At 44.5% G+C, this 17,232-nt stretch carries 11 protein-coding genes; 7 read left to right on the top strand and 4 right to left on the bottom strand.

Going from position 1 to position 17,232, the window contains the following annotated elements; all coding sequences use genetic code 11:
* Positions 1-144 precede the first annotated feature (144 nt).
* From RJ41_RS17650 to RJ41_RS17620, 7 genes are all read left to right on the top strand, one after another.
* Positions 145-1,461, top strand: coding sequence for a methyl-accepting chemotaxis protein (locus RJ41_RS17650; protein WP_039223535.1), 1,317 nt, complete (start codon positions 145-147; stop codon positions 1,459-1,461).
* Between the two features lie 180 nt (positions 1,462-1,641).
* The gene (locus tag RJ41_RS17645; protein ID WP_039223532.1) at positions 1,642-2,901 is read left to right on the top strand and encodes a sensor histidine kinase; all 1,260 of its coding nucleotides are present in this window, start codon (positions 1,642-1,644) and stop codon (positions 2,899-2,901) included.
* On the top strand, positions 2,898-3,575 hold the full coding sequence (locus RJ41_RS17640; RefSeq protein ID WP_039223530.1) for a response regulator transcription factor: 678 nt from the start codon (positions 2,898-2,900) through the stop codon (positions 3,573-3,575). The genes RJ41_RS17645 and RJ41_RS17640 overlap by 4 nt, the downstream gene beginning before the upstream one ends.
* A 142-nt stretch (positions 3,576-3,717) precedes the next feature.
* Positions 3,718-5,235 carry an acetaldehyde dehydrogenase ExaC gene (exaC, locus tag RJ41_RS17635; RefSeq protein ID WP_014950684.1) on the top strand — a complete coding sequence of 506 codons (1,518 nt, stop codon included), beginning with the start codon at positions 3,718-3,720 and terminating at the stop codon, positions 5,233-5,235.
* A gap of 40 nt (positions 5,236-5,275) precedes the next feature.
* Positions 5,276-7,372, top strand: coding sequence for a 4Fe-4S binding protein (locus RJ41_RS17630; protein ID WP_039223526.1), 2,097 nt, complete (start codon positions 5,276-5,278; stop codon positions 7,370-7,372).
* Positions 7,341-8,531, top strand: coding sequence for a nitric oxide-sensing protein NosP (gene nosP / locus RJ41_RS17625; protein WP_039223523.1), 1,191 nt, complete (start codon positions 7,341-7,343; stop codon positions 8,529-8,531). Before RJ41_RS17630 ends, nosP begins: the two co-directional genes overlap by 32 nt.
* Entirely contained in the window at positions 8,518-11,031 is a 2,514-nt protein-coding gene (locus RJ41_RS17620) for an ATP-binding protein (RefSeq protein WP_039223520.1), read from the top strand. Before nosP ends, RJ41_RS17620 begins: the two co-directional genes overlap by 14 nt.
* A 57-nt stretch (positions 11,032-11,088) precedes the next feature.
* Here RJ41_RS17620 and RJ41_RS17615 read toward each other — a convergent pair whose 3' ends face one another.
* The 4 genes from RJ41_RS17615 to RJ41_RS17600 all read right to left on the bottom strand — a co-directional run bounded on the left by RJ41_RS17615 (position 11,089) and on the right by RJ41_RS17600 (position 17,125).
* Positions 11,089-11,748, bottom strand: coding sequence for a response regulator (locus RJ41_RS17615; protein ID WP_014950680.1), 660 nt, complete (start codon positions 11,746-11,748; stop codon positions 11,089-11,091).
* A gap of 272 nt (positions 11,749-12,020) precedes the next feature.
* Positions 12,021-12,881 (bottom strand): hypothetical protein, encoded by an 861-nt coding sequence (locus RJ41_RS17610; protein ID WP_039223514.1) that lies wholly within the window; start codon positions 12,879-12,881, stop codon positions 12,021-12,023.
* Positions 12,882-13,091: 210 nt separating this feature from the next.
* Complete coding sequence (locus RJ41_RS17605) at positions 13,092-14,321, bottom strand: porin family protein (protein WP_014980250.1); 1,230 nt, start codon at positions 14,319-14,321, stop codon at positions 13,092-13,094.
* Between the two features lie 281 nt (positions 14,322-14,602).
* A complete protein-coding gene (locus tag RJ41_RS17600; protein WP_039223511.1) occupies positions 14,603-17,125 on the bottom strand; it encodes a TonB-dependent receptor in 2,523 nt (840 codons plus the stop codon).
* Positions 17,126-17,232 lie beyond the last annotated feature (107 nt).

Below are 17,232 nucleotides of genomic sequence, written 5' to 3'. Positions count from 1 at the left end.
GGCAAAGTGCTTAAGTCAGCAAACCAAACGAAGCTAAGTTTATATCCAAGTAATTTTTCAAATAGAATTGTAAATTTACTAAGAAAAACGACAGTTTAGTCGATAAGCGTCTTATTACCTCAAAATTTTGTCAGGGAAGCGTTCATGTTTAACAAACACCTAGTTAAAGAAAACGAAGCACTTAAAGAGGAACTACATATACTCAAGCAAGTGCGAGATGGCTTGCGCGAAGACATGATCTTTCTTCGTCTCAACGAACGCGGCGAAATTGACGATGTCAATGAGATGTTTCAAAGAGAGCTTGGTTACTCACTGTCTCAAGTGAGAGGCCAACGCTTTTTTGAATTTGTTCCCGAGATTGCCAGAAACACGCCACACTTTAAGAAGCTAAAACATTCTATTGAACAGCGCGTTCATTACTGGGGAGCAATTGAGTTTGTCCGTGAAAACGGCGAGGAAGCGTGGCTGAGGGGCGTAGTTGAGCCGATTTTTGATATTAACGGCAATATTTATAAATTCTCGGTAAACCTGAATGACCTTACGCGAACCATTGCTAAGTCGAAAGAACACGAAGATTTAGTGGCCGCGTTACACAAGTCAAATGCAGCGATAGAATTTGACTTGAACGGCAATATTCAAGACGCAAACGAAGCTTTTCTGAAAACGGTTAAGTACAGCCTTAACGACATTAAAGGTCAGCATCATAGAATTTTCTGTGACACTGAGTATGCGAACTCACGAGAATATAAAACGTTTTGGGAGCGACTCGCTCAAGGCGAGTTTGTAGCAGGAAGGTTTGAACGCTTCGACGCACATGGTAATTCTATTTGGCTTGAAGCCACATACAACCCTATTTGTGACTCTCACGGGCGCATGTATAAAGTAGTTAAATTGGCTACTGATATTACCGAGCAGGTGGCGCGAGAAAGCGCCGTATCCAGCGCGGCTGATATCGCCTATCGCTCCTCTAATACCACGGATCAAATTGCGTCGCGAGGCAAAGAAGTCATTAGTGAACTGCTTTCTGAGATGTCTTCCCTGTCGCAGCAAATGGATAGGGCAAAAGAGGGGATCAATGCGTTAGATGCCCAGTCTCAGCAGATTGCCACCATTATCGGAAGTATCAGTGCCATAGCTGAACAAACCAACCTACTTGCTCTAAATGCTGCGATTGAGGCAGCACGTGCTGGCGATCAGGGACGAGGTTTCGCTGTAGTTGCTGACGAGGTGCGTCAGTTAGCATCGCGTACAACCGAAGCCACAGAAGAAATCATCAATGTGGTTAAACACAACCAGACATTGGCCACCGACGCAGTAAATTTGGTTAATGAAGGCGATGAAAAAGCGCAATCAGGGCTCAATTACGCCAGAGAGGCGGGTGAAGTTATCGAACAAATTCAAGACGGTGCAAAAGAAGTCGTTGATGCAGTAGGCCAATTCAGCAGTCGACTGGGAAGCTAGTAGTACAGAGAAACAGGCTTACCGATAAGTGTAAACTGTCTAAGCTCTTACCAAATAAAACATCGCTCAAAACAGAATTCATCCTACCTTGGTAGGATGAATTCGCCCCTATTGCAGGATGTGCTTTTTAACACAGCCTGTATAGCATAACCCTGTAATAAAAGGCTTGCAGGGGCGGTTATGTCAGGTTTTACGAAAATATCTACAGCTATAGTGGCCGTATTCATTGGCTGCTTTTTGGTTTTTACCTGTCTGGTCTACTTCCATATACAAGATAACATTGAGGAAGAGATGACGGGCGCGCTTAATCAAGTGCGAGAAATGGTCAACCTCAATATCCCTGTTGCTGATATCGAAGCGATTGTAGAGCCTAGTCCTCACTTATCTGCTCACTATTTCACGGGCCGTCTTCAGGCAGACTACGCTTCAGCGTATTCTAAATCCGAAGGAACTGCACTGACGCCAGTTATTATCCCTATTCAGGAAAACCAGTATCTTATAGTGACGCCTTTCAAAGCTACAGAACTCACGCAAAACCTCACTTTTTTTGCCTTGGTGGCGGGACTGTTTTTCGCAACATTCGTTTTGCTGTTGTTTACGTTAAAAGTGGCGGTTAAGCAAAGGTTAGTGCCGCTAAATCAGCTCGCTGACGCGTTATCTGAGCTACGAGAAGGCAAGGAATCACAGCCCCTGCCACATTCAGATATTACCGAAATGAATAGGGTATTAGACCAGTTTAAGCACCTGCAAAATGCGCTTAAATCAAAAGAAAAGCAGCTCATCAAAATAGATAAGCAATTAGCGCTTCTTCAAGAGCAAGAGCGTAATTACCTTGCCAGAGAGCTTCACGATAACGTGGGGCAGTTACTGACAACGATTAAAGCCCACGCCTATATTTTGGTTAACGCAAAAGAGCGCTCGGTTGTTGAACTGTCGGCGCAGAAAGTTCAAGTGATGTCACATCAAATAAGTGATGCAATTAGAAAGCTTACAGCTCACCTTCACCCCCTGATACTAGACAAAGTACCTTTGCAATCGTCGCTTGAGAGACTGGTGTACGAACAAGAAGTGGCGCAGCCCGATACGCAGTGGGACGTGTCAATTAATCTAAAGCGCTATCAAGAAGATAATGAGCGAGATATTCACCTTTATCGGTTTGCTCAAGAAGCCATTAACAACGTGATTAAGCATGCAAAAGCCACTAAAGTTTGCATTCAAATTTATGGCGATACTCACCGGGTCTCTGTGATGGTCAAAGACAACGGCAGGGGGCTGGGAAATCACATCGTGGAAAACATTGGCATGTCATCAATGCGCAGCCGAGCGCGTTGTATAGGAGCAAATTGCAGTGTGACGTCACCCGATGATGGCGGCGTTGCTGTATCGCTGTCCCTTACCCTTAAAAAAATGCCTCCTCTTATGGGCGCTAACGTCGCATGAATATTCTAATTGTCGACGACCACGCTGTGGTGCGTGAAGGATACAAAGCATTACTCAATGCGATGATGCCCGACTGCCGTATTTTTGATGCTGAAAACGGTGCACAAACCCATCGTTTATTAGCCAGTAGTGACATTGAGATCTTAATCCTCGACATAAACCTTTCAAATGAAAGTGGCCTTGTTTTAGCCAAGATTTTTTTGAAGCGACATCCAGATTTAAAAATTATCTTTTTCAGTATGTTCGAAGACAGCGTCATATTGCACCGCGCCATGCAGACCGGTGCTATGGGGTACATCAGTAAAAGTAGTTCGCCTGAAATATTGATCTCGGCAATTAAGGTCGTCGCAAAAGGGCAAAAGTATATTGAGCGAGGCCTCGCGGTAAATTTAGCCAATCAACTTCTCGATACTAACGTGGACATTGCTGCCAAATTAACAAAACGTGAGTTCGAGATATTTATTGCGATAGCGATGAATAAATCCCGCTTCGATATTGCTGATGAGTTGGGCCTATCGGCTAAGACTGTTTCTAACGCACTTACCGTCATTAAGCGAAAGCTTGACGCGGTGCCCTCCCAATTTTCAGCCATTGCGGCTAAACACGGTTATATCGGTGATGCAGAGTTTTCAGCGTCTCAATCGGTGTCTTTTGTCGAGAAGAGTGAGAAGTAGCCATAGGTTTCCCCTCCTAAAGTAGGAGTCAAATCGGTCTATCGCATCATGGTAGGTACAACGTAAAAGTACCATTATCAAACTACACAACAAACCAAGTTAGTGCGCGTGGTACGCGCAAAGTTATCAAAAGGTACTTCTTATGATTTATGCAAAGCCAGGTAGTGAAGGTTCGGTCGTAAGCTTCAAAGAAAGCTACGGTAATTTTATCAATGGCGAATGGGTAGCACCGGTTAAAGGTGAGTACTTCACCGCAACATCTCCAGTAGACGGCAGCGACATCGCACAAATCCCACGCTCAACATCTGAAGACATTGAGCTTGCGTTAGATGCCGCTCACGCTGCGAAAAAGGGCTGGGCAGATACGTCAGTAGCTGAGCGTTCTAACATTCTTCTGAAAATTGCCGATCGCATTGAAGAAAACCTAGAGCTACTTGCCGTTGCGGAAACATGGGACAATGGTAAAGCCGTTCGCGAAACGCTTAATGCAGACATTCCGCTGTGCGCAGACCACTTCCGTTATTACGCAGGCTGTATTCGAAGCCAAGAAGGCACCATCGGTGAAATTGATAAAAACACGGTGGCGTATCATTTCCATGAACCTTATGGTGTAGTTGGGCAAATTATCCCTTGGAACTTCCCGCTACTTATGGCTGCGTGGAAACTTGCGCCAGCACTTGTTACCGGTAACGTAGTGGTGCTAAAGCCAGCAGAACAAACGCCAGTATCTATCTTATTGTTCGCAGAACTAATCCAAGACTTACTACCACCGGGTGTACTAAACATCGTTAACGGGTTCGGGGCAGAAGCCGGACAGGCTCTTGCAACAAGCACAAGAATCGCAAAAATTGCATTTACTGGCTCTACACCTGTTGGCGGACATATCCTTCGCTGTGCTGCTGAAAACCTTATTCCATCTACCGTTGAGCTTGGCGGCAAGTCGCCAAACTTATTCTTCCCAGACATCATGAATCACGAGCCTGAATTTATTGATAAGTGTGCGGAAGGTTTAGTGCTTGGCTACTTCAACCAAGGTGAAGTGTGTACGTGTCCTTCTCGAGCGATTATTCACGAGGACATCTATGATGCATTCATGGAAAAAGTGTTGGAAAAAATTCAGAAGATCAAACGTGGTAACCCACTAGACACAGACACCATGGTAGGCGCACAGGCATCTAATGAGCAGTTCGAAAAGATCCTTAAATACATCGATATCGGTAAGTCAGAAGGGGCTCAGGTTGTCACTGGTGGTGAGAAAGAGCAGCTACCTGGCTTTGATGGAGGCTACTACATTCAGCCGACTATCTTGAAGGGTGAAAACCATATGCGTGTGTTCCAGGAAGAGATTTTTGGTCCGGTAATCGCTGTTCAAACCTTCAAAACCGAAGAAGAGGCGATTGAGATTGCCAATAATACAAGCTTCGGACTTGGCGCTGGTGTATGGAGCCGCGATGCGAATGTAGCATTCCGCGTGGGTCGAGCGATTGAAGCAGGTCGCGTATGGACGAACTGTTATCACTTGTATCCAGCTCACGCTGCGTTTGGCGGCTACAAGAAATCGGGCATTGGCCGCGAAACCCACAAGATGATGCTAGATCACTACCAGCAGACAAAAAATCTATTGGTAAGCTACGACATCAACCCACTTGGTTTCTTCTAAGTAAACCTGAGGGCGGCGCCTACCGCCGCCCGCTACTTTTATGCGCATCGCATTTTCCTCAATCATTTTCTTACTGTTTCTCAGCACCAATGTGTTGGCGCAGTCTGACGCGACAGACATTCCACAAGACATTTACAAAATATTTCCCAACGCTACACGAGTGGGGGAGATGCACACTGACATCAAGGTAACCCCGGTCTATCAGCTTCAGCAACTACTCGGATATGTTTTTGAGTCGAATGACTTTGTCGACTTCATAGGCTTTTCAGGCAAACCAGTTAATGTAGTGATTGGGCTAGACACACAAGGCAATGTGGTCGATCTTTTCGTCAAGCAGCATAGCGAGCCGATTTTTTTGCACGGGCTTGGCGAGAAATCCATGTTTGATTTCGTTGCTCAATATCAAGGGCACAGTGTCAAAGAACGTTTTATCATTGGTGGTAAAAGCAATGTAGGCAAAGACGCTACCTACTTTGATGGGGTTACGAAAGCCACCGTATCGGTGCTGGTTATCAACGATACCATCGTGACATCTGCATTAGCCGTTGCCAGAGCTAAGCTCGATGGCTTTGTTGCGCCTAGCAACAATATTATCAATCCAGACTTTTACGAACCTCTTACTTTTAGCGAATTGGTGGACAAGGGCTACATTCAAAAGCACCAGATTACTCAGCAAAATACCGAAGGGCTTTCGAGAGAAGTGGTTCGGGCGGTTGACGATATTCAAGGCGAGTTTGCTCTTGATGGTAACATCATTGCCGAACACTACTATGCGTTTTTAAGTCTTCCTATTGTGGGGAAAAACCTGCTAGATGAAGAGGAATTTGCTCGGTTACAGGAAAATCTAAATCCGGGTGAAATGGCACTGATGGTACTGAATACGAAAGGGTTCAGTTTTATCAGCGATGAGTTTATTCCCCAAACCACACCTGAGCATTTACGGGTATCTCAAGGCGGTTTTCCCACGGCTATCCGCGATATCGATTTTTATAGCTTCTATGACCCCGCATTTTCACAAGCATTGCCCGACTACAACGATATCAAAGTACTTCGAGTAAAATCGAAAGGTGGGCTGTCACTTGACCAAGAAATGGAAATAGCGATTAGTGTGCCGTTTAAGCCAAGTTTCTTCGAGCAAGATGAGCATCTGTTCCCTTTCAAAGTGACACTGCCTAGTGAACTATTTATGGAAAATCCTGAGGCTCAGTTAGCGAAGCCCATTCCGTTGTGGCAGAAAATTTGGAGGGACAGAACCTTAACGATAAGCACCACCGTTGTTTATCTTGTAGCGCTGTCGTTGTTTTTTGCATTCCAGCAAAGGCTAACGCCTTACACCAAGTTTGTGCATACAGTACGGGCATTTTCCCTTGTGTTCGTGCTGTTTTTTATTGGCTTTTACGCTCAAGGGCAGCTGTCTGTTGTCAACATATACACGCTGCTACTGGATATTGTCGATGGATTTTCCTTAGAAGTATATCTTCTCGACCCGGTCATTTTTATTTTGTGGAGCTTTGTATTTGTCTCGCTGTTTATTGTTGGTCGGGGACTATTTTGTGGCTGGCTTTGCCCCTTCGGAGCACTCCAGGAAATGATGGGAATACTGGCTGAAAAGCTCAGGATAAAACAAATTAGAATTAAGCCTCAGCACCACAAACGGGCGCAAAAAATTAAATATGTATTGCTTATAGGCCTAGTCGCGTGCTCATTCTATTCGCTGAACCTTGCAGAGAAGCTCGCTGAGATAGAGCCGTTTAAAACGTCTATAACCCTACACTTTGTTCGATATTGGCCCTTTGTGCTGTATTCGGTTTTATTGCTGCTACTTAGTTTAAAAATTCATAAAGTGTACTGCCGCTATTTATGTCCATTGGGAGCAGGGCTTGCCATTCTGGGTCGTTTCCCTTTGGTTAAATTGCTAACACGTAAAGATGCCTGTGGTAATCCGTGTCAGCTGTGCAAACAAAAGAAATGTGGTATTGATGCTATAGAACAAGACGGCAGCATTGACTATGCTGAATGTATTCAGTGCCTTGAGTGTGTGGTTACGTTAGATAACCCTGACTTGTGCAAAATCGATAAATATAAAAAGAAAAAGGTGCCAACGCGTGTCAAAAACCTCAATCCTGTCCGCACTTAGTCAACCTGCTAATAGCAAGATTAACGATGACAACCAAGCTAGTTTATACGGTGCAAAAGAAGCCTGCCGCGATGTGGCCAATGAGATTTTAGCCAACGTTAAGTGCGATGAAATAGAGCTATTACTTTTTCATACCAGCACGCTGTTTGACTTAGACACGGTAGCAAAGGAAATCTCCGCACGTTTTCCGCACGTGAACATTGTTGGCTGCACCAGCGCTGGAGAATTTAATAAAAATGGCTACGGAACAGAAAAACTTTTGGCCGTCGCGTTTTTGAAAAACGAATTTTCTATTGCCACAGCACTGGTGCCTAATTTAGGCGAAGTAAACTTTGATGAAGCCCACGATATTGCCAGTGGTTTGCGCCGAGCCTTACAGGGAAGGAAGCGTCGTTACGATACAGAGCAGCACTTCGTTATTTCTGTGCTCGATGGACTTACCCGCCATGAGGAACATTTTCTAGAAACCTTTGCGACTGCATTTGGCAATATTCCACACTTAGGCGGTAGCGCCGGCGACGACTTAAAACTTGAAGCCACCTATGTGTTTTACAACGGTGAGTTTCATCGAGACGCAGCAGTACTGTTGCTTGTTGGCACGGGAAAGCCCTTCACCGTGTTCTCCATTGATCACATTAACTCTCCCGTATCGAAGCTGGTGGTCACCCACGCCGATCCTGAGTCGCGAACCGTGTATGAGATTAACGGTGAACCTGCAGCGCAGTATTACGCCAGTTTATTGGGAATGAAAGCTGAAGACTTAACGCCTGATGTGTTTTCCATGTTTCCCCTTGCTGTGATGGTAGGTGGCAAATATTTCATCCGCTCTATTCAAAAAGTAGATTTGGCCACTAACGCCATTACCTTTTACTGCGCGGTAGATATTGGCATTATTCTTACATTTGTTCAGATGGGTGACTGCATTGAAGCATTAGAAAGTAAACTAGACAAACTGCGCGCTCAGCTTGGCGAGCCCGAATTTGTCTATGCTTGCGATTGCTTTTTGCGAAGGCTCGAAATTCAACAGGGCAAAAACGACCACGAAATAAGACGGCTACAGCAAATGTATAACGTTGCGGGCTTCAATGCCTATGGCGAGCATATTCATTCGGTTCACTTGAACCAAACGTTTACGGGGGTGTATTTTGCAGCCCAATAATCAATTTACCGACGTGGAAGCGCTCCAAAAGGCCCTTTACGAGCAACGGCGTGAAAACGAAAAGCTTGAGAAAATAAACGCAGCACTGATGTATCGCATGGAAGAAGGCGGTTTTAATCATCACAGTTACCGCGCCTTCGAACATTCGGTTCAACTTTCTGAAAAAGTGAGTCAGAAGACAGAGGAGCTACAGTCAGTACTGCAAAAGCTAGAGCAGTCAAATGCCGAGCTGGTGCGTGCTCACGAAGAAACCCATAAGGTCAAACAGCGTTTACACGACGCTATTGAAAGCACCAATCAGGCGATGGTGTTGCTAGATAGACTAGGCGGGATCATCTTCTTTAATCGGCATTTTGAAACCGTTTGGGATGACCTTTCCATTACCCCTAAAATTGGCGATAACTATTACGATATCACCCAAGCTGCCAAGCATTCCGGGGTTGTTCGCCGCGTCCTGCCTGCTGATGTCGAAGGCAGGATGATTTATCAGTTGTCAAACCGGCGATGGTATCAACTGACCAATCGGCCCACGCAAGAAGGCGGGAACGTTATTCTGTTTAACGACATCACTGAAGTAAAACTGCTTGAGTCGAATCGCTACGAGCAAGTCATTAAAGAGAAAAACAAGCTGTTGCAAAGCCTTATCGATAATATTGATGTTGGAATATTGCTCATTGATAAAGAAGGTGGCATTGCGTTTTGGAATAACACGTTTTTGACCCAATCAAACGTGCCCCAGCACGTACTGGTAAACAGTAAGAATATTTATGCCCTTCAAAATAACCGTCACTGGAGCGGGCTAAACTTAAACCCGGTGGGGCCAAGTACACAGATTATCCACGAGCAACTGGTGGTTGAACGCAACATCACTACACTGCCCGAAGGCAATACGCTGTGCACGTTCACCAATGTTACATCGCAGCATCACTACGCGGAAACGCTGAAGCAAAACGAAAGCTGGATCCGCATGATAACCGATAATGTACCGGCGCTTATTGCTTACATTGGTACCGATAAAAAGTTTCAATACACCAATAAAGGTTATCGCGATTGGTATGGCGTTAGTGAGCAAGACATTAATGATATGCCTATGGATCGAAGCCATCTGAAAGAGGTTTACCCCAATCTTATTCAGTACTTGCGCCGTGTTAACCAAGGCGAAGTGGTGAGCTTTCAAAGCAAAGAGAAAAATGCTCATGGCGACGTTGGCTTTTTACAGAAAGTTTATTTGCCTCATTTCAATGAGTCTGGCGATATCACCGGGCACTTTGTCTTGGCAACAGACGTGTCGCAGCAGGTAGAAAGCCAGCTCCAGCTTAAAGCGGCTAAAGACCAATTAGAATCGAATGTAGAAAAGCGTACCCGCGAACTCAACCACGCCAATATCGCCCTTCAAGAAGCGATTGATTCAAAGAGTAAATTTTTGGCTGCTATTAGCCACGATCTTATGCAGCCCCTTAGCGCTGCCATCTTGTTCAACGAAACATTGAAAGATCAAGTGGATAGTTCATCCAGCCCCATTGTTGCCGCCCTCGATAATTCACTGTCTGATTTACATGGCCTTATTCGCACGCTTATTGAAACATCCAAACTGGACGCTGGGGTGTTACAGCCCGATAAACAGCAAGAAAATGTATTGCCGTTACTTAAGCAGTTAGCCGAAGAGTTTACGCATATCAGTAAAGACTACAGCGTAGATTTTCGCTATCGCTTGAAAGAAGCCTTCGTGGTGACAGACGTGAACTTACTTTCTCGAATATTGCGAAATTTATTAATAAATGCAATGAAATACGGTGCCAACGGCAAGGTGTTACTGGCAGCACGAAAGGTGAATGAGAACCTGGAAATTAGCATCTATGATCAAGGTGTGGGTATAAGCGAAGACGATCAAAAAGTTATTTTTAAAGAGTTTTCGAGATTAGAAAACGATTTTAACTACTCTTACAGTTTGGGTCTGGGACTATACATTGTAGATAAAATGAGTAAGTTGCTAGAGCACGATATTCGAGTGCGCTCGAAAGAGGGCGTAGGCGCGTGCTTCACGGTGACCATTCCTATTACCGAAGTGGGTGATACGAGCCAGGAGCAAGACTATCTTTATACTTTGGAGCCATCGTTACCAGATTACGTTTTGGATAAGCATATATGGCACATTGATAACGATGCTAATATGCGCATAGCTATGCAAACGTTGTTCGCAAACTGGGACATGGAAGTAGACACCTTCTCAGGTTTTGAACAATGCAGTGCCGTAAATAATGGCAGTTTTGACGAGTGCGACATGCTTATTGTCGATTACCATTTAGATGAAGAAGAAACCGGTTTAGACATTGCGAAACGCGTAAGAAAAATCGCGCCTTCAATGCCCATTATGATTTGCACCGCTAATCATTCAAAAGCGTTAGCGAATGAACTTGAAGGCACCGACATTCAGCTGCTGCACAAACCTGTTAACTCCGCGGTGCTGAGGGCGGCGCTAGTCTCAAGCTTGAATGGCTAAAAGTATAGGAACACGGGGCCTGTTAATCTTTAGGTGCACAGCCAAGATCAACAGGTCTTAATTAAATACGTATTGGTTAAAGTCGATATTCGCGGCACTGGCCACAACCTTTACTCGGTTGCTGGCGCCTAATTTTTTAAGAATAGATGAGACGTGAGACTTAACCGTGGTTTCAGAAATATTAAGCTCGTACGCAATCACTTTATTGGCTAACCCTTGAGTTAGATATTTCAGTACAGTCAGCTCTTTTCGTGTTAATGAACGAATTTGCTCCGGCGAAATACCGTTGTCATTGGTCATGCGTGTTCTGGTAGACGGCGTTCTTAATATCTCTGATGGTAAACACACGTTACCTTCAAAAATACTCTCGATAGATGTGGCTATTTCTTCAATTTTGCTGCTTTTAGAAATAAAGCCAACGGCACCATAAGAAATGGTTTGCAGTATATTTTGCTTTTCCGTTTCAGCGGAAATAATCACTACAGGTACGTTAGGGTGTTGGTTTCGAATTTCCAAAAGTCCGTTTAGGCCACATGTTTCAGGCATATTTAAATCGAGCATGATTAAGTCGAACTTCGCGTCTTGCTCTAGTAACGTTAACGCTTCAGAAATTGAATTGGCTTCGAGGGTTTCTGAGTCGGGAAACTTTTTCCCTAAGATAGTAATCATTGCGTGACGAAAAATAGGGTGGTCGTCAATTATCAAGATACGGTGCATGGTCTTTCCCTCAGCTAAAAAAGCGACATTTGCCGCTGGCCTTGTGACTTATTTGGGCTGGCGTTTTATTCACACATAAGCCTTTTAGTAAGACAAAATTATGGCGTAAATGAAACGCTTCAAAGTGACCAAATTCCCCGAAATATTAAAAGCTAAACAGTCACTTCACGTGTTTACAATGTTAACATTAATATAACATCAAATCAGGCCTAATAAGACCAATGGCTTATAATAAAAAAGCACGTAAGCCCAGTACTGATGGGACTTTCGTTCTATAACTCGTCAAGTAGCTGCCTTCTTTTTTCGGCGTATTCTGTTTCGCTAATTAGCTTCGCCTTTTTTAGTGCGTCTAACCGTTTAAAACGAGCAACGATATCGTTTTCTGCTGGTAAGGGGGCCGAGCCAGCTACGTCTTTCTTACTGGGTGTGTTTTCCCTATTCTCTGGGGAAAGTGTTTCCTTTTCTACAGGTGCTTCAAATGCCAGCTGAGTCGGTGCGACCACCCAATCGAAGCGATTTTTCGTTTTCAGTTCTATACCAGGTGCGGAAAAAGAGAGTGGGGAATCGAATGAGAACTTTGCTTGTTTGCGATTACCGAAATCAAAGTCGTATTTTACCAAGCCCTGAGAAGTAGGATCATAAGCCATTTCGTAGGCTTTATTGGCTACTTTATCGAACTCGCCAATCAGAATATTGAGCTGGTCGTCTGCAACGAAAATACTGCCTGCAACGTAATACGTTTGGGTTTTAAGGCCTGCCAAATAGCGCTTCTCTTTACTAAGGGCAAAAATTACGTCTTGCTGAGCAGTCGCTGTTCGCAGCGCCTCAGGCAGATAGGCGGCAAGTAACGCAACTTGTTCGTTGGAAAAAAGCGGTGTTGACGTATTTTTGTTCTTAACCACCTGAATAGCGCTAAGTATGGCGGATACATCCTGCTCTTGCAGCGTGAAGGGGTGTTGGTTGGCACGCATGTCACTGCCTGTTTCGTTTTGCTTTTTAACAAGGCGAATAAAATTGTTTTTGTCCTCCTGAAATATGACCTGTGCGTCTGCGATATGTACTGTCGTTATGAAGAGTAGGGCTAACAGAATGGGTTGAGCTGAACGTAATGAAAATAGAGATATATTTTTCATGATCTTTCCTTTTTCAATAGGAAAAGCGAGAGTCAATCTCGCTTTTTTATGTCATATCTTTTAGCTTAATTTTAATTTCTAATTTAAATTTAAAATTGATCGGTTTTTTATCGTTAATCAAATGAAAGTAAATGAATCGAGTAATTTTTAAATTTCAGAGTAATTAGATATAAGTTCAATGTTAAAATATGACTGATTTTTAATTCTCAATTAAAAGAACACAGTGCCACCTAGTTGAATTAGGGTTAAGTCTTCTGCGCTGTTATAAATTCCTTGCGCAGATTCTGAACCATCAATATCTAAACTTAGATTTTCGTATTTCGCGTACACTAAGAAGCGCGAGCCAAAATATTGTTCTGCTGCAACACCCCACTGACTAAGCTCTGAGCCGGTAACGCCATCTAAATGAGCCATGCCGTATTGGTCGTTATAACTTGCATATTCAGCATAGAAAGCAGAGTCACCAAAGCGATTAAACTGTTTTCTTATGCCTGCTTTAAAGTAATAGGCATCCGTATCGTCACCCGAGCCAACAATCGCATCGTCAGCTTCTTCCATCTGATAAGTGGCTACCCCAAATACTCCTGACTCAATATGCATGAGCCCTGCTTGCAGTTGCAGCGTAGTTGAACTGTTGCCCCCAACATTGCTACCGCCATCTTTATTCACTGAGTAACCTGCATGAAGGTTAGTTTTGAAGCCTTCGTGCTCAGCCGCATACTTAACCGCAATATCGTAAATTTCGTCGTTTGCATAACCTACTGCAATACTCACGTTGCCCATTTGAGGGAGATCGTAGCGCACACCGTTGCGATATATGCCGTTACAGTCAATACCAATTCCCAAGCCAGGCGTAGCCAAGCACTGAGCGAATTGACCCCACGCGACATTGGTTGAACCTTCTTCTACGCCTCGAATAAAGAAGCCATTAGCTCTAAATAATGGAGAAATTCCCGACCAGATTGTGCCAGAAGGATCGGCTAGAACGGCAATGTTATCGGTGGGAAGGCTTTGTAAACCAATGGTGATTTTACCCCAGTCGCCACCAAAGTAGAGGCTACTGCCCAACAGGCCTATGTCGCCGCCGTTGAAGGTGTCTAAGTTATCCTGATTGGCAAACAAAAGCGGGGTTTGATGGCCACCACCGGCGTAGTTCGGTGCGCCTGAAAGAGGTTCAATAATGACCTCAAAGCCCACGTCCATGCCTTGTTCTTCCAGTTTATAATTTCCTGAAAGCGTAATACGGCTGCCTAGCGTTGTACCGTTGTCTGAAAGTTGTGCCACATCACTACCCACACCGTCGTCGTAATAGGTTAAGCCTTCATTTATCCATCCAGAGATATTCCATGAATAGGGCTCGTCTTGGGCAAAACTATGGCTACTGACTGTGCTTAAAATGGCAATAGATAAACAGGTTTTTGTAAATGTATTCTTTTTCATTTTACTGTCCCAATTTTGGTAGTGTTGATTAATTACAGTGGCTTTTTGTTTTTATTTTTGACTGGTTTTAATACTTTCGGTGTCCAGTAAATTGATAATAGGTTCTATTGAATTTTGAACCATCGGCCGTAAGGCGTGTTAATCTCCTTCTTTAGTAGCGGGAAAATTAAATGTAAAAATCATAAAAAACGCGACTACTGTGAAAAAGTAAGTCGCGTTTTTTTGATTTTTGTTCAGCTTTTGTGTGGATAAAAGCGCGTGTGGTAACAACTGCTATCTGATTAGAATCTCGCTTTTAGATTTACACTGACCATTCGCGGTTGTGCGGGGCCCACGAACTCTGCACCTTCTACGTCGGGATAAATGTCTTCTAATACCTCATCAGCCTCGCCATACGTGCCAAAGGTTTCATAGTCTTTGTCGAACACATTGTTCACACGTAGCGATGCGGTAAATGTGTCGTTGAAACGGTACGATGCATAAATGTTTGCAATAACGTATCCGTCAATCTTTTCATTTTCGTTAGCCTCATCGCCCCTAAAGTACTGACTAGATGCTGAAATAACTTCTGCCCCCAAACGCGCTTTATCCGTTAAGGCGTAATCTGCATAGAGCTTGACTAGATGCTCTGGCTGGCCTGGAATTTTGTCACCTGGCGTTACGACCCGATCCGGCCCCTGAGGGTTAAAGGGGCTAAACGACGTGAATGTCGATTCGTAGGTTGCGTTAAGATAGTTGTAGTTTAACCGGTAGGTTAGTTTTTCCCACGTTGAGCCTACGCTGAATTCAACGCCCTGACGCTGGGTTTCATCAACGTTAATAAAGTATCCGCGAGAGGCAACAGAGCCTGCTTGTTGGAAGATAATGTCATCCTTACTTCTACTGTGAAAAACATTTAGCATCACGTCGATGTTATCAATGCGTGTGGTGTAGTTCGCTTCAATAGTTTGGGTGACCACCTGATCAAGAGGAGGATCGGCCACAAAACCGTTCGGTAAGCGGCACGGGTCGTCTTCATCTGCACAGCTTAACTCTGCTGGGCTTGGCGTTCTTGAAGACTGGCTGATTGCAAGATTCAACTGGCTTTGCTCATCAATAGTAATGTCTGCACCTACCGCTGGGTTAAATTGGGTAAAACGGTGATTGCCGTCCAATGAACCTTCACCGTCATCAATCAGGTCTTCCATAACAATATGGTCTCGGTTAAAACGTCCACCAAGATTGAGTGATACGGCTGAAGAGAGCTGTGTACTATTCATGAAAAATAGCGACCATGCGGTGGTGTCTACATCTAATCTAACCCTGGCTTCTTGTGCCATGAGCCCTTCGATGGGTAAAACGGTGCGTGAGTCTTGTGCAGATTCGTTTTCCAAAATACCAAATGTAGTATCAGCGGCGTAGTTAACATCTCCTTTGGTGTAGCTGGCACCAACAATTAACTCTGAACTGAAGCCGCTTAAGGCATATTGTTTTGCTAGCTGAAACGATAACCCAGTAGCTTTGGCGTCTGTGCGGCCCGTATTGTATGTTCCATCAAGTTCATCTGCGTCCACATCTGATATTTCGGCAAGCGCGATGTCGTCATCAAAGCCAATAAATTCAACCGCCTCTATATCGTCGCCTTCTCCTACAACAGGCAAATCATCGTCATCATCGTCGTCGCCATCATCATCACTATCAAGCGGATCATCATCATCGTCGTCATCATTTTCAAATTCACACAGTGTTACGCGTCCATCAGCGAACTGGCAGGCACCAAAATCACTGTCATCGCCGTTGATTGATTGAGTTTGTGTGTCGCGATAAAAAATATTGGCGGTTAAAGATAAGGTGTCAGTTAAAACGAAATCACCGGTTATATTAACGTGCGTAAGTTCGTTGTTGGTCTGATCGGGGTGGGTGTAGACCGCTTCTCTTCCTTCAATATCCAGCAGTTCAATAGGAGATGCACCATTGCCGAGTAACTCGTTATCGGCCATAAACAGGTTCATGTCGAGATGCATTTTGTCACTTTTATAGGCAAGCGATGTAAATACTTGCTGCACTTCAGATGGCGAATAGTCGCGCCAGCCATCTTCCTCATAGTGATTCAGGTTCACATAATACGCCCAGTGATCGTTATGACCACCTGATTCTACAGACGCGGCTTTCTGGCCGAATTGTCCAGCCTGTAAATCTATTTCATTGGCGTTGAAGCTAAACCCTGTTTTCGTTCTTAGAGCAAGGGCGCCGCCTAGCGTGTTTTGCCCAAACAGAGGGTTTGAACCAGAGTACAAAGAAACGGTATCTATAGCATCTAGAGGCATGAGGTCCCAATGCACAGTGTCGCCAAACGCTTCATTAACCCGACCACCGTTCAAGTACACCGAAATGCCCTGAGGTAGACCAAGTAGCGGAGAGGCAGTAAACCCGCGGTATTGCAGATCGGGTTGGAACGGATTGTTTTGAACATCGTTTAGGTTCACGCTTGCCAGCTGAGTTTTGAGTAGCTCCGGTAGTGAACGGTTGACGCTCCCTTCAATGTCGTCTTGAGTGAGTGTCTGAACGTTACCAAATACGGCAGAGTTGTTGCCATTAGCATTAAGGGAGGTGACTCCTTGTACCTCTATGACCTCGTAGTGCTCGAATGCATTATTCGCTGCTGCAACGGTGTTACATACAGCGGCTACCGCGCTGGCGATGACAGTAAATACCAAAGGGGTTCTAGTTGTAAAAGCCGGCGTAGCTTCAAATTGTGGCTCGCTTTTCGAGGGGCTGTCAGCAGGCTTTTCTATTGGGCATTGCAAAGATTTACGTGTAGGCATGGTCTTGGCTGTGTAGTTATTATTTATGTTTTAAGTATTGCCCTAACCATTCCCTAAAAATATCCTCCTTAAGGGGGAGGAAGTGTCATAAATTGGTAGCAGTGTTT

The sequence above is a fragment of the Alteromonas marina genome, from assembly GCF_000808575.1.
GTDB classification, from domain to species: Bacteria; Pseudomonadota; Gammaproteobacteria; order Enterobacterales; family Alteromonadaceae; genus Alteromonas; species Alteromonas marina_A.
This window is presented reverse-complemented; position numbering and strand designations above follow the sequence as displayed.